Source organism: Brevundimonas sp. VNH65, from assembly GCF_049445955.1.
Taxonomy (GTDB): domain Bacteria; phylum Pseudomonadota; class Alphaproteobacteria; order Caulobacterales; family Caulobacteraceae; genus Brevundimonas.
Map to the genome: position 1 here is coordinate 142,995 of NZ_JBMSDX010000009.1, position 13,592 is coordinate 156,586.

Here is a 13,592-nt window from a genome sequence, read left to right on the forward strand (position 1 = left end):
GTCAGGCGACAAGGTCATGCCTCGTCGTCATCGGATCGGCAGCCCATACAGCAGGCCGCCGCTTCTTGTGTTCCATTGTGCATTCATTCCGCGCGCCAGGTCGAGGGGCGACTGCGGACCGAGGTTCCGATTGAAGATTTCACCATAGTTCCCAACCGCGCGGACGGCGTCGAGCGCCCACGTCCGCGACAAGCCGAGCGGTGCGCCATAGTTCCCGTCGGCGCCGAGCAGCCTCCGGATTCTTGCATCCGAGCTGTCGCGCGCCAGCGACTGGGCGTTCGCGCGGGTCACCCCCAGCTCCTCGGCGAGAATCACGGCGTTGAGCGTCCATCGCACCAGTGCGGTCCACTGCTCGTCGCCACGACGGGTGATCGGACCGAGCGGCTCCTTGGACAGAACGTCCGCGAGGATGGCGTGCTGCTGCGGGTCCGGCAGGGTGGTCCGCGCCGCCGCCAGGGCGGAGATGTCGCCGCTGAAGGCGTCACAGTCTTCGCGCGCATAGGCGGCGCGGGCCGCCTCTTCGGTCGGCGTCACCACGGGGGTATAGGCGATGCCTCGAGAGCGGAACTCGTCGGAAAGGTTCAGCGCGCTGGTCGATCCCGACGCCACGCACACGCGCGCCCCGTTCAGTTCCGCGATGTTCTTGAGGTCCAGCGAACGCCTGACCAGAAAGCCCTGACCGTCGTAGTAGTTGACGCCCGAGAAGGCGAACCGGCCCTCGGTATCCCGTGTCATGGTCCAGGAACTGTTGCGCCAAAGCACGTCGACGCGATCCTCCGACAGCGCGTCGAACCGGGTCTCTGCGGTTAGTGGCGTAAAACGCGCGCGGTCCCCGTCCCCGAAGATCGCGGCCGCCATGGCCCGGCAGAAATCGACGTCGAAGCCTCGCCACTGGCCGCGATTGTCCTGCAGTGCGAACCCGACCAGGCCCTGATGCACTCCGCAGCGCAGGTATCCGCGTCGACGAACCGCCGCCAGCGTGGGACTCTCGGACACGCCCGCCCTGGCCGCAGGCGCCGGCGGCGCAGTCTCCGACGTCTCGGCGTCCTCCTGTCCGGAGGGCCCGCAGGACGCCAGCATGAAGGCGGCCGCCGCAAGGAAAACTCGCTGTCGCCATTGACGACCCACGCCAGGATTCGCGTTCATCTACGCCTCTCGGCCGCTTGCGCCCCGCACCCCTTTTGCCGTCTTTAGCCGTGCGAGTTCAACCCGCGAACGACTGACGACGGAGCGATTGGCGCCATGAGTATCCTGAGCGACCGCACCCGGCTGATCTCCAGCGCCACGCGCCGGGGCGGCGGCCGTCGCTCGGTCAGCCCCCCCATAGAACGCGCATCGACCATGCTGAGCGATTCGGCCGGGACGATGCGCGATCCATCTCTGGGCCCGGTCTATGGCCTGGACGGCGGATCGGCCGCCCAGGCGCTCCGACAGGCGATCGCTGACCTGGAGGGCGCCGCCGAGGCCTGGCTGGTGCCGTCGGGCCTGGCTGCCGTCACGGCGCCGCTGTCCGCCCTTCTTCGACCTGGCGACGAAGTGATCGCCACCGACGCCGTCTACGGGCCGAGCCGGAGGTTCATCACGCGCTGGCTGGGCGCCAGGGGCGTCACCTCGACATTCCACCCTGCCGACGCATCAGCCGATGCGATCGCCGGTCTGATCACGTCGCGTACACGGCTGATCCTGATCGAATCGCCCTCATCGCTGACGTTCGAGGTGATCGATGTGGCGCGACTGGCGGAGGCGGCGCGTGCCCGAGGCGTGCTGACGGTGATGGACAATACTTGGGGCGCCGGCCTGGCTTTCAAGCCCCTGGCTCACGGGATCGACGTCAGCGTCCAGGCCGTCACCAAATATGCAGCGGGTCATTCCGATCTGCTCATGGGCGCCATCGCCGTCAAGGATCGAGACGTCGGGCGGCAGATCGACGGGACCCTCGAGGATATGGGCTGGCACGTCTCGCCTGACGACGCCTGGCTGGCCTTGCGCGGCATCCGCACCCTTCCCCTTCGCTATGCTGAACAGGCGCGATCGGCCCTGAAGATCGCCCATTGGCTCGCCGCCCGGGCGGAAGTGGCCACCGTCCTATATCCCCCTTTGCAGACCGACCCGGGGCACGAAATCTGGAAGCGCGACTATTGCGGCGCCGCCTCGGTGATGGGCCTGGTCATGAAGGGCGGTGACGCGGCGGCGGCCGAACGCTTCCTCGACGGTCTCAGCCTGTTCGGTCTCGGCTGGTCATGGGGCGGTTTTGAAAGCCTGGCTACCCATGAAACCGGTCAGTTAGCGCACCGCCTGCGTCCTCCCGCGCTTCCCGGAGAGTTGCTGCGTCTTCACGTCGGACTGGAAGACCCGGACGACCTGATCGCCGACCTTGAAAGAGGGCTGGGCGCCTGGCGTGGCGGCTAGTGTGAATCGACACTTGGCTTTCGCATCTTCCTAATCCGTGCACCCCGGCGAAGGCCGGGGTCCAGATAGCGAACTCCGAACAGAAGGTAAGCCTCGATGCGCCGTCCCTGCCGCCTCAGCCCGTGATCTGGACCCCGGCCTTCGCCGGGGCGCTCGGAGAAAAGTTTACAGTTCCCGAATGTCGATTGTCCTAGTTCGCGCCGAACTCCGGCATGAGACCCAGCACGACGCCGCGCATGTTGGTCTGGTGGGGCAACATGGCCCGCAGGAAGTGCACCGTGTTGCCGGCAGGCCCTTCGAAGCTGAAGTTGGTCTGGGTGAAGGTGCAGTTGATAAAGTTCGGCGGCTGTCCGCCTTCATAGATCAGGTTCGCGTTCACGAACGCGATCTCCGTGAACGTCTTGCCGTCCAGCTTGATGCGCCCCTGCAGGGTTTTGCGTCCGTCGTCGGCCATGTTCGATCTCCGAGTACTTGTGGATTGGCGCGCCCTGCAGGACTCGAACCTGCAACCGTCCGCTTAGAAGGCGGGTGCTCTATCCGGTTGAGCTAAGGGCGCCGTTTGCGACCCACGACCGCTTCAGTGGGTCCAAGACTGTTTGCGGCCTGTCGCGAAGTTGTCGGCGTAGGCCTTCAGAATCACGGGAGGTTCCTGCGGTTCATGCAGACGGAACGGGATGCCGTGCCGCTCGGCGTAGGCGATGGCTTCGTCGCGCGTCTCGAACGACAGACGCACCTGCCCGTTCATGTCGGCCGAACCGGTCCAGCCCATCAGGGGGTCAATCACCCGCGCCGAAGCGGGCTCGAACTCCAGACGCCAGTCGCGCGTCTTGGCCTTGCCGGACTGCATGGCGGTCTTTGCGGGTCGATAGATGCGGGCCAGCATGATCTCTCACTCGCTCGACAGGCGGGTCGGTGCGAACCGGCCCGAGATGACGCCGCATTGACGTCGGGGTGGAAGATGGTCGGAGCGGCAGGATTCGAACCTGCGACCCTCTGCTCCCAAAACAGATGCGCTACCAGGCTGCGCTACGCTCCGAAGGCGCGGTGTTTGGCACGCCCGACGTCTGCGGGCAAATGCCAAAGACGCTCAACCGCCAAAGAACGGATGTTCGACACGATCGCCGGCCTTGGCGCCGATGTCGTTCATGCGTCCGGCCCGCACTTCCAGCACGCCCTTCGCCGCACCGTAGGAGGGCACGGGAGCCTCCGAAAACGGGGTCGTATGGGCGGCGATCGAGACAATTCGCCCATCCGCCGAGATGTAGACGATGTCGAGGGAGCTCGGTGTGTTCTTCATCCAGAAGCTGCGTTCGGCGGCCGCCTCGAACTGGAACAGCATGCCGCGATCGTCGGCCAGCGGTTGTCGGTACATCAGCCCCTGCTGACGCTCGGGTTCGTCATCGGCGATTTCGACCAGAAACTCGTGGCGGCCGGATGCGGTCACGACCGTCAACGCCTCGAGCGGCCGCCCGGCCTGATCGACCGGCCCCTTCGGCGCGCATCCGCCGACGCCCAGGGCGCCGACAGACGCAAGCACGGCCGCGGCCAGCGCAACTCTTCGATTGAGCGACGCCCGAACGCTGCAAGTCATGGATTCACCTCGCGACACACGCGGGCACAACGCCGTCACTGGCGTGTCCTGTCAACCGGCGCGGATCTCGGCGACCACCAATCCCTTGGGACCTTGTGAAAACTGCACCCGAACATTTTCGCCGGGCGTCAGGTCATCCAGCCCGAAACGCCTCAGCGTCTCGATGTGCACGAAGATGTCCTTTTCATCGCCGGGGCGGACGACGAAACCGTACCCCTTGGTGCGGTTGAACCATTTGACGGTCGCGGGCTCCAGATCCGCGCCCTCGGTCGTCGTGCTCGGCGCCACCGCTGGTCGTTTCGCCGGCGCTTCGCCGGCAGGCCCGTCCTGCAACTCATGAACGCGAAGCACCTGCCACCCCTTCGGGCGCTCGGCGCAGTCGAACGCGATCTGCGCTCCTTCTCCGGCCGTCTCCTTGCCCGTGTCCTTCAGGCAGGTGACATGCAGCAGAATGTCACGAAATCCGGTCAGCTCGGGATCGTCGGCGACGACGAACCCATAGCCCTTGCCGGGATCGAACCACTTCACCCGCCCGTTCAGTCGGACGACGCCCGCCTCCCCAGGCTTGCCGTCTTCAAACACGCTCTTCCCCCACTCGCCGCAAACTGGCGGATTGATCCGTTTACCACGGTTCTTTGAGCTGGGAGAACTGGAAACTGCACGTTTTTGTCGCGTATCGACCAAAAATCGGCAGGTCGCTGCAAGACGCGGCGTGATCGCCTTATCCTGCGCACGATCTGCGCGTGATCGCAGATCGCGGTCGTGGGCGAAAGACGATCGCGCCGACGTTTCGACGACCAATCCGGCAATGTGAGGGAAAGCCCCGCGTGGCAGTCCCTAGGGGAGGCTTCAGCGACCATTGTTACACCATTGAATGGATTGTATTTTCTACCATTTTCCGTAGGTTGGCTCGAAATCGTAGAGCCGATCGTAGAAAAAACTGTAGAAAAGTGACGCCTCGCAGAGGCGATTTTGGACGCTGAAATGGCCCTTCGAGGTAGCCGCATTACCCGCAAACTGAACCCCGGCGTCTATGCGCGACCGGATGGCAAAATGCAGGCGCACATACCCATCCCTGCGGACCTGAGATTCGCCTACGGGGGACGACAGAAGCTTGTCCGGTCGCTCCACACAGACGATGCGGCGACGGCCAACATCCGTCACGCGCAACTGGTCGCAGAAATGGAGGCAGGCTTCGACCTCCTCCGGCGGGGCACGACATCCAAGGCGTTCGAATCGTTTGCCCTGAAGCTTCATGAAAGCCAGCGCCGGGTGATCGCGACCGGGAATGACCGGGTCATGACATCGGACATCGCCGACGCTCAAAACCACTACCTCTCCCGCTCCTTCGGCGAACGACTGTTTCGCGCCCATGGCGAAGAGCTTGAGGCTACGGTCGGTTGGGCGGCGGACTGGTTTTTTGCCGAACAGATGGGCGTCGAGCCTGAAAGCCTTTCAGCCGAGCTCCGGTCATCGCTGATATACAAGCAGACGCTCCGTGAGTGCGCCGAAGTCCTCAAAGACTCATGGCGTGAGGGGCGGGAGCGTTTGGAGGGCCAAGTCCCCTCCCCGCCCCAATACCCGGCGCTCAAGGCCACCCCGGACGAATCGCCGGATGGCAACCGGGCGACTGACGACCGGGCTACCTGGTCGCTCTCAGATTACCACGAAAAGGTCTACCTCCCGGCCAAGACCGGGGAGATTCAGGCGCATACGGCCAAGGTCAAACGCTACAGCGTCCAGCTCTTCCGTGACCTTGTCGGCGACCCTCCCCTCTTTATGGTCACCCGAGCCCAGCTCGGCGACTATCAGGACCAGCTCAAGCTATTGCCGGACCTTCGCAGGGTAACCGGCGACCTCGCGAAAATGCCGGTACGTGAGATCGTCGCCCGCCAGCGATCGGGGGCGCTAGACCTACCCAGGACCAGCGCGACGACCATCAACAAGCACGTCCTCAATCTGAAAGCCGTCCTGGCCTATGCCCAAGGGCGCGGCCACATGCGCCTGAACCCGTCCATGGGGATGGACAATCTACAGCCAACGGAAGCGAACCCCGTGACGGAGCGGAGGCCGTTCACGCGGCTGGAGCTGGAGGCCATCTTTTCGCATCCGCTGTTCGCCGGGTGCGCGGAGGACAGCCATCGCGGCTTCTCCCGTCCCGGTCCCGTGAAAATCCGAGATGAGCGGTTTTGGATTCCCATGCTGCTGTTTCTCACTGGAGCGCGAGCGGCTGAGATCGCCGGGCTGGAGAAGGCCGATGTGAAGATCGCCGATGGCATGGCGCGCATCGTGTTTCGCTACACCGCCGTTCGTCGCTTGAAGAACCGTGAGAGCGAGCGCGTGATTCCGCTGCATCCATGGGCGCTCAAGATGGGCTTCGAGGAATACGTCGCAGGGCTTCCGGCGGACACGCCATACCTGTTCCCTGCCGTGGTGGCCGCGACCCGCGACCGCGACACCGGGCAAATGAAAGAGGCAGGGGTCAACGGAGCATCGGTGTTCCGCCAGTTCAACCGATCCGTACTCAAACACCTCGGACTGGAGGACGACCCTAGCGTTTCACTCCATTCATTCCGGCACACGTTCGAAGAAGCCATGACAGGGCGGGACATCCCGGAAGAAGTCATGTTTCGCCTCACGGGCAGAACGGTCGGCGGTAGCCGCCGCATATATACTAAGAGCCTCCCCCTGGATGAAGAAAGCAGAGATCATAGAGCTAAAGACTACATGAGACATGTAGAGCGTATCGATTTCGGCGGCGCAAATATATCGAGCCTGTTTATCTAGGGCATGGTATACTATCAGCATGTCTTATGCTGATACGGTGGCCCGCTGGAGGAATGGGTCCGAAGGTTTCTTCCGATTTCTAGACGACGTTAAGCCAGTCATCCGCTCATCGAAGGGTGGCTTCGTCCCGTTCATCCCCGGCCCGCGCGAACGGGCCGAGATCGTCAAAGCTCTCGACGGCGACCATGCGACGGTCGTGCTGAGCTGGCCTCGACGTCACGGCAAGAGCGCCACGACGTGCATGATCCTGCTGTGGCGGTTCATGAGCCGCCCGACCGAGAATATCGCTGTAGTGGCGAACTCGGAGAAACAGGTCACCTCGACGGCCTTCAAGATTCTCCGAGACGCATTCGCCAACACCCCGGCCCTCAAACGCATGACGGATGCGGGCAACATCGAAGTTGGGCAGGACTTCATCCGCTTCCCCGCCACGTCTTCGCTGATACAAGCCTATGCCAGCAATCCGAGCGCCCTATGGGGGAAGGCGCTAACTTGTGCCCAGCTCTCCGAACTTCACGCTTCGAAGGGCGCGGACGTTCTGGAGGTGCTGACAGGGAGCTTGCTGGATTCCGAAGGGTCCATGCTCCTGATCGACTCCACGGTCGGGCCGATGTCGTCACCGCTATACACCCTGTATCAGGCCCACCTGGCGGGCGACGACCCCAGCCTGTTCTTCTCGCACATCTGCTACAGCGACCTCGACGATGCCTGTGCCAACGGGCCGTCGTGGATTGATCCGGTCCGGCTTCGCGCCGCCGCTCGCCGAATGCTCCCGCAGCAGTTCGGCCTCTACCACCTGAACCGATGGGGCGACGCATCGAGCCTGCTGATCGACAGCGAAACCCTCTCTCGATGCACCGAACAGACCTACCAATCCGATCCGAAGGCTATCTCAGCCGGTGCGGCCTATGTCGTGGCGGGCGGATTGGACCGGGCCTTCGGAGGTTCCCGCCATGGCGACGCCACCGTCACAACCGCCGTCGTCATGACCACGATAGACGATGAAGAGCACTACTTCGTCCTCGACAGCGACGCCGTCATGTTCTCACGCCTTGGCGGTATCAAGACGAACTTCCGGCGCTACCATAAGGATTGGGGGATGAGCCGCGCCGCGCTTGAAACCTACGGCGCGCAGGACGTCTATGATTGGGCGCAGGCCGAACCCTTCGCCGAAGGCACCGAACTGATCACGCCGTCTCGGAAGGTCCAGTATCAGGCGTTCACGTTGCTCGCCACAGCCGCCGTAGAAGGCCGCCTCCATATCGATCCCCGCTTCGAAAAGCTGGTCGAAGAGTTGAAGACCTTCGAGATCGTGGACGACGGAAAGGAGACGGTCGGCAACGAGGCTCTTCCGAAGTTCGGTCACCCCACCGGTAAGCACGATGACCATGTGTACTCGCTCGCCTGGGCAATGTTTGCGACCCGCGAGATCACGCTCAATCCATACGAACTGTCGGGCGTCCGATGCACTGACACCGGCCCGGCCCGAACGATGTGCGCGCTCAACGGCGGGGCAATCATCCCCATGTGCGCCGGTTCATGCCGATCCATGCGACGGGCCTTCGACCTGTTCGATCAATACGCGTCCAGGGGGCCGAGGAATAACTTGCCGGTCGAAGGCTTTATTATCGAAAATATAAAAAACATCGGAAGCCATACGATCGCGCGTTAAATACTGTTGTTGAAAATCGCCAACCGTTGTATACTTATATCATGTTTGGCCTTTTAGACGAAGAAAGGAAGTCGTTTCTCGATCTAGTAAGAAAATCGGAGCCGCGAAAAATCCGCGCTGCCGAAGCTCTCGCCTTCTATGAAGATGAGCAAGACGTCACGACTCTCGCCCTGATCCGGCGACGCTTCGCCAATCCGGAGAGCTTCCGGGTCTTTTCGATCAACGTCACGAAGAAGATCGTGAACCGGCGGGCTACGGCCTACCAGACACCCCCGACGCGTACCTTCGAGGGATGGGATGAGGCGGCCGGAGCCGCCCTCTATCAGGCGGCCAATATCGACGCGGTGATGAAGCGGGCCAGCAAGCTGACGAAGCTGCTGAAGACGACCGCGCTTCAAGTCGTCTGGCACGACATTCACGGCCTACAGGTGCGCGTCCTGACACCGAACATTCTGGACGCCGAATGGGACGATCCGGCCCATCCCGATCGCATCGTGGTCACTCACGCCGCCAGCAATCCGGCGAACACCACCTATTCCGATTGGACCGCAAGCGGCTTCGTCCGTCGCAACGCCAACGGCCACGCCATACCGGTTCCCGGCAATAGCGGCTCTACAAATCCCTACGGCGCGCTTCCGTTCGTGCCCCTCTTCGATCGCCTGCCAGACAGCGATTTCTTCCTTCCGGGCGGTGCTGATCTGATCGGCGCTCAGAAGGCGCTCAACGTCAGCCTAACCAACCTGTGGCGCGCCGTGGAGTTGCAAAGTCATGGTCAGGCCGTGGCGAAGGGCCTGCCGATCGGCGACCCGATCCAGACCGGCCCCGACAAGGTGATCCTCCTGCCGAAGGACGGCGAGTTCGCATACGCGGCCCCGAATACGCCGATCACAGATATTCTCGAAGCCATCGAGTTCGTCATGCGATCGACGGCGGCGACGAACGATGTCGCGGCTGACGTTCTCGACCTGTCGAAAACCGCCGAGTCCGGATCGGCACGGGAAGCCACGCGGATCGACCTCAAGGAAGCTCGCCTCGACGACATCGCCCTGTGGCGTGGCTACGAACGTCGTCTGTTCGAGGTCATCAAGCGGGTTGTGAATACGCATCGCCCCGGCACCATCCCCGAGGCCGCCACCGTCCGCGCCGACTTCGCGGAGCTTCAGGACACCCTTTCCGAGGGCGACGTTCTGGAGAACCTGAAGGCCCGCGCGGAGCTTGGCGTCAGCTCGCCCGTCGATGCTCTTCTGACCCTGAACCCCGATGGCTACGCCACGCGCGAGGACGCGTACCGCGAGCTTGCACGACGCAAACAAGAATCTGAGGAACTTCTTCTAAGCCTATGAAAGGAAACCCATGGCTACCGAAACCGAACCCGATGGCGTTGATCTGTCTGCTGAACTGGCCGCGCTACGTGATGATCTGAAATCGATCCGAGAAGAGGCCGCCGCGTTGATGAATGACGCCGACTACGACGGCCTGATTGGGTCGCTCGAAGAGTTCATTCCCGAGGGCGATCGCGTCTCCCTGCCCTCGACCGGCTCCAAGCGAGATCAGGTCTACGCCCGGATCGTCGCTGCCCTGAAGGCATCCCAACGTCCCGTCGTTCCTCCCACTGCCAGCAAGCGTCCGCCGCTTTCGCCGCCAGCGGAGGACATCTTCGCCCTCCCGGCCCACGCCCGGATCGCTCGCGGTTACGCCTCGGCCTGATCGCTTCCACCCATCCCTCAAACGTCTGGCCCGGCCAGAAGAAAGGAACCCAAATCCGCTACCTGAATGCTGACAATCACAGAATGGTCGAAGCTTAACCCCAATCCCCTGCAATCTGGCGTCGTCGAGGTTTTCGCCCGCGAAAACCCCGTCCTGGCGCTCATGCCGTTCGCCAATGTGGCGGGCAACGCCTTCACCTACAACGTCGAGGACACCCTGCCCGGCGTTGAGTTCCGGACCTACAACGAGGGCTATTCGGAAAGCACGGGCGTCATCAATCCGCAGACCGAACGCCTGACGATCCTCGGCGGTGATAGCGACTATGACGTCGCCATGATCGCCCAGCAGACCGGCGACAACGACACCCGCGCAATCTACGACACCCTGAAGAGCAAGGCCCTGACGCTCAAGTGGCTCCGGACCTTCTTCGACGGCGATGCCGACACCAACCCGAAAGAGTTCGACGGCATCAAGAAGCGCCTGACCGGCGATCAGGTCATTTCCGCTGGAGCCAATGGCGGGGCGCTCAATCTCGCGATGCTGGATGAACTGGTAGACGCCGTCCAAGGCCAACCGTCCGCGATCTTCGCCCGGAAGTCCGTGATCCGCGCCTACCGCAATCTCCTGCGCGCCACGGGCGGAGCGACGCCGGAATCCATCATGATCCCGAACTTCGGTCGCCCGGCGATCGCCCACAACGGCGTCCCGATCCTGCCGATCGAACTGGACACGAACGGAACGGAAATCCTGACCGGCGACGAAACCCAGGGCACGAACGACAATACCTGTTCGGCCTACGCGGTTCGCTTCGACCTCGACGCCCTGCACGGCATTCAGACGGCTCCGATCAGCGCCCGCGACCTTGGGGAAATCGACGCCAAGCCCGCGTATCGGACCCGCATCGAATGGTACTCGGGCATCGTCGCCAAGTCCGGACGTTGCGCCGCCCGCCTGAAGGGTCTGACCAACATCTAACCGCAATCCGTCGCCGGTTTCGTTCGGTTCCGGCGACGACGGGCTTCCCCAACTGGCAGAGGCGGGGAAGCCCCACGGTAGCGCGTCTCGCAGCCGCGCCGCCGCCAGAGAGGCGGGTCGGGAAATAGGCAGCCCGGCCCGCCGCTCACCCGGAAAACATCATGGAATATTACGATGACGACCTGACGCTCGAAGAGAGCCTCATCCCTCTCGAAACCGCCGACGCCATCTTGTCGAAGACCCTGCATGGGCGCGACTGGACCGCATACGCCGACACCGACCGTCGGGCCGTGTTCGATGACCCTGAGAAGACGCCGCAGCGTGACGACCACAAGGCCGCCCTCCGCGACGCCAGCTTGATCCTCAAAGCTCATCCGTGGCGCGGTCATCCCGCCGTCGCTGATCAACCGCAGGCATTCCCGCGCACCGGCATCCATCTCGGATCGGGTTTCGTCGCCAGCGGCATCCCCGAGGCGATCCAGAAGGCCACGGCCTATCTCGCCGCCCATCTGGTCAAACAGGCCGATCAGCCGATCCAGCCCGAACTTTTCGCGAGCTACACCGTCGGCGAGTCGAGCGGCACATTCCGCGCCCCCTCGCTCGACAGTCTGCCGAAGCACATCCGGCAACTCATTGCGCCATTTCTGACCACGGGAACGACCTGGGCTCCGGTGCGCCCATGACCGACGACCTCTTCGACCGGAAGGCCGACGACCTAGAAGCGGAGTTCTTCGCCGCCATTTCCCGAGCGTATGCGAAGGCCGCCGACGCCATCGATCTGGAGGCGCTGACCGCAGCCCTCGAAGCTGACGATGAGGACGCCGTCGCCGCCGCCCTGAACGTCACGGGAGGATGGCAGGACGACCTATACGAGGCTCTCTCGACCGGATGGATCTATGCCCTACTAGGCGGCGTCGTCTGGGGAATGACCCTCTTCGCCCAACAACACCGCAGCCGGGCGAACCCTACGTCGGAAGCCCGCCGTCTTGAGCGCGAGCTGAAAGACAAGGCGATCCTGCCTCTAGCTCTTCGCGCGTTCGAAGCGCCGATGAAGGTCTATTCCCGGATGCGCGGCAACGGCATTCCTTCCGAACACATCGCCCAAGCCATGAAGGCGGCCATTGCCCTGACACCGGATCAAGCCGCCTCGACTGCCGCCCTTCGCCGCGTCCTGCATCGCGCCATCCACGCCCCCGGAAACACCCACACCAAACAGGGCGTGGTCCTTTCGCTGGCTAACAGGAACGCCGCCCGGAGTAGCAGCGCCGGTTCTATCAACGCCGCCCAACGCGCCATACTCACAAAGTTCATGCAGGAGCCGATGACCGAAGAAGCGATCCTTCGCTTCGCCGCCCGACATGAGCGAGCCCTGGCGAAATACCGACACAGGGTCATCGCCCAGCAAGAAGCCGTCCGCGCCCTCCACATGGGCGAACACCTGGCATTCCGACAAGGTCAGGCCAACCGGACCATTCCACGAACGGCCCGACGCTTCTGGCAAACACGCGGAGATGAACGAGTCCGACATAGCCACCGCGAAGTCCCCGGCATGAACGCGGAAGGTCGGGCCGCCAATGAGGCGTTCAAGACGCCGCTAGGCCCGGTCATGTTTCCGCCGCTGGAAGTGAACTGCCGATGCCGTGTGGTCATCAGAGTGCCGGAAGATGATGGCGGGGAATAAACCAGGAGGGATCAGGCCCACCAATCCGCGCCGCTCCCTTCCCCGCGCCACGCATCAATCCCGCCAGAATCCCCGCCCGGAAAGGAGGGCGACCAGATGCAGATGAACGACAACGCCCTCGATACCGCCGACCTAGCCGCCGTGTTCTCGCTCGAAATAGCGGGCCGGAAGGTTGATGGCCGAACCCTCGCCGCACGGGCGTTCAAGGTCATTGCTGGCGACCTCATGGATCAGCTTGCCCGGTCGCCGAAGGCTTCGGAAGCGGTCATGATCAGGCAAGCCGCGACCCTGTCCTTTCTGTGCGACAGAGACACAGCCCGACTCATGGCGGGCGAGACGTTTGACGAAGAGAACTATCGCCGGAATGCCCAGGCGCTTGGCGCGGTGCTCATCAAACTTGGCATGGCGGCGAAGAGCCGTGACGTGACGAAGGGCGGCTCGAAGGCGACTGATCCGTTCGCGGATGCGATCAATGGGAGTTGGACATCGTCGGCCTACCGAAAGCAGCCGGTGAGGTCTGTAGATTCGTAGACCTTCGCTGACTCCATCCGGCGCTTCTCTGCTCGTTCTTCCGCGAGCCGATACTCTCCAGCCGCGACGAGGTCGGGACGCCCGATAATCGCTTCCCTCACCTTCCTCTCGCTGACGTGACCCCCTGAAACTCCTCCAGGAATAGCTAGAGTCCGCCCTAACAAAGGACGGACACAATGAAGCGATCAAGGTTCACGGAAGAGCAGATCATCGGGATCCTGCGGGAGCAGGAGGCCGGT

General features: G+C 63.1%; 14 protein-coding genes and 2 tRNA genes. 9 read left to right on the top strand and 7 right to left on the bottom strand.

From position 1 onward, the window contains the following. Positions 1 to 27: 27 nt before the first annotated feature. Positions 28 to 1,146 (bottom strand): amino acid ABC transporter substrate-binding protein, encoded by a 1,119-nt coding sequence (locus tag ACO2Q1_RS14100; protein ID WP_423330110.1) that lies wholly within the window; start codon positions 1,144 to 1,146, stop codon positions 28 to 30. Positions 1,147 to 1,242: 96 nt separating this feature from the next. Here ACO2Q1_RS14100 and metC point away from each other — a divergent pair, with 96 nt between their 5' ends. Continuing rightward, positions 1,243 to 2,409, top strand: a complete 1,167-nt coding sequence (metC, locus tag ACO2Q1_RS14105; protein WP_423330111.1) for a cystathionine beta-lyase — start codon at positions 1,243 to 1,245, stop codon at positions 2,407 to 2,409. Between the two features lie 190 nt (positions 2,410 to 2,599). On the opposite strand, the gene ACO2Q1_RS14110 is transcribed toward metC, so the two are convergent. The 6 genes from ACO2Q1_RS14110 to ACO2Q1_RS14135 all read right to left on the bottom strand — a co-directional run bounded on the left by ACO2Q1_RS14110 (position 2,600) and on the right by ACO2Q1_RS14135 (position 4,801). Then, on the bottom strand, positions 2,600 to 2,863 hold the full coding sequence (locus ACO2Q1_RS14110) for a hypothetical protein (RefSeq protein WP_423330112.1): 264 nt from the start codon (positions 2,861 to 2,863) through the stop codon (positions 2,600 to 2,602). Between the two features lie 25 nt (positions 2,864 to 2,888). Further along, positions 2,889 to 2,965 (bottom strand) — tRNA-Arg (locus tag ACO2Q1_RS14115). Positions 2,966 to 2,986: 21 nt separating this feature from the next. Then, on the bottom strand, positions 2,987 to 3,292 hold the full coding sequence (locus ACO2Q1_RS14120) for an ETC complex I subunit (protein WP_423330113.1): 306 nt from the start codon (positions 3,290 to 3,292) through the stop codon (positions 2,987 to 2,989). A 76-nt stretch (positions 3,293 to 3,368) separates the two neighbouring features. Further along, positions 3,369 to 3,445: transfer RNA gene (locus ACO2Q1_RS14125), tRNA-Pro, on the bottom strand. 51 nt (positions 3,446 to 3,496) lie between these two features. Continuing rightward, positions 3,497 to 3,946 (bottom strand): DUF192 domain-containing protein, encoded by a 450-nt coding sequence (locus ACO2Q1_RS14130; RefSeq protein WP_423330114.1) that lies wholly within the window; start codon positions 3,944 to 3,946, stop codon positions 3,497 to 3,499. Positions 3,947 to 4,051: 105 nt separating this feature from the next. Then, positions 4,052 to 4,801: a cold-shock protein gene (locus ACO2Q1_RS14135; RefSeq protein WP_423330115.1), complete on the bottom strand. Its 750-nt coding sequence runs from the start codon at positions 4,799 to 4,801 to the stop codon at positions 4,052 to 4,054. Between the two features lie 171 nt (positions 4,802 to 4,972). On the opposite strand from ACO2Q1_RS14135, the gene ACO2Q1_RS14140 reads away from it, so the two are divergent. The 8 genes from ACO2Q1_RS14140 to ACO2Q1_RS14175 all read left to right on the top strand — a co-directional run bounded on the left by ACO2Q1_RS14140 (position 4,973) and on the right by ACO2Q1_RS14175 (position 13,353). Further along, on the top strand, positions 4,973 to 6,787 hold the full coding sequence (locus ACO2Q1_RS14140; RefSeq protein WP_423330116.1) for a DUF6538 domain-containing protein: 1,815 nt from the start codon (positions 4,973 to 4,975) through the stop codon (positions 6,785 to 6,787). 19 nt (positions 6,788 to 6,806) lie between these two features. Next, complete coding sequence (locus tag ACO2Q1_RS14145; protein ID WP_423330117.1) at positions 6,807 to 8,459, top strand: terminase large subunit domain-containing protein; 1,653 nt, start codon at positions 6,807 to 6,809, stop codon at positions 8,457 to 8,459. 26 nt (positions 8,460 to 8,485) lie between these two features. Continuing rightward, a complete protein-coding gene (locus ACO2Q1_RS14150; RefSeq protein WP_423330118.1) occupies positions 8,486 to 9,802 on the top strand; it encodes a hypothetical protein in 1,317 nt (438 codons plus the stop codon). Positions 9,803 to 9,812: 10 nt separating this feature from the next. Then, positions 9,813 to 10,166, top strand: a complete 354-nt coding sequence (locus ACO2Q1_RS14155) for a hypothetical protein (protein WP_423330119.1) — start codon at positions 9,813 to 9,815, stop codon at positions 10,164 to 10,166. Positions 10,167 to 10,232: 66 nt separating this feature from the next. Further along, the gene (locus ACO2Q1_RS14160; RefSeq protein ID WP_423330120.1) at positions 10,233 to 11,141 is read left to right on the top strand and encodes a major capsid protein; all 909 of its coding nucleotides are present in this window, start codon (positions 10,233 to 10,235) and stop codon (positions 11,139 to 11,141) included. Positions 11,142 to 11,371: 230 nt separating this feature from the next. Next, positions 11,372 to 11,824 (top strand): DnaT-like ssDNA-binding protein, encoded by a 453-nt coding sequence (locus ACO2Q1_RS14165; RefSeq protein ID WP_423330121.1) that lies wholly within the window; start codon positions 11,372 to 11,374, stop codon positions 11,822 to 11,824. Further along, positions 11,821 to 12,822 (top strand): phage minor head protein, encoded by a 1,002-nt coding sequence (locus tag ACO2Q1_RS14170; protein WP_423330122.1) that lies wholly within the window; start codon positions 11,821 to 11,823, stop codon positions 12,820 to 12,822. The genes ACO2Q1_RS14165 and ACO2Q1_RS14170 overlap by 4 nt, the downstream gene beginning before the upstream one ends. Positions 12,823 to 12,918: 96 nt before the next feature. Next, positions 12,919 to 13,353 carry a hypothetical protein gene (locus ACO2Q1_RS14175; RefSeq protein WP_423330123.1) on the top strand — a complete coding sequence of 145 codons (435 nt, stop codon included), beginning with the start codon at positions 12,919 to 12,921 and terminating at the stop codon, positions 13,351 to 13,353. The last annotated feature ends 239 nt before the right edge of the window (positions 13,354 to 13,592 follow it).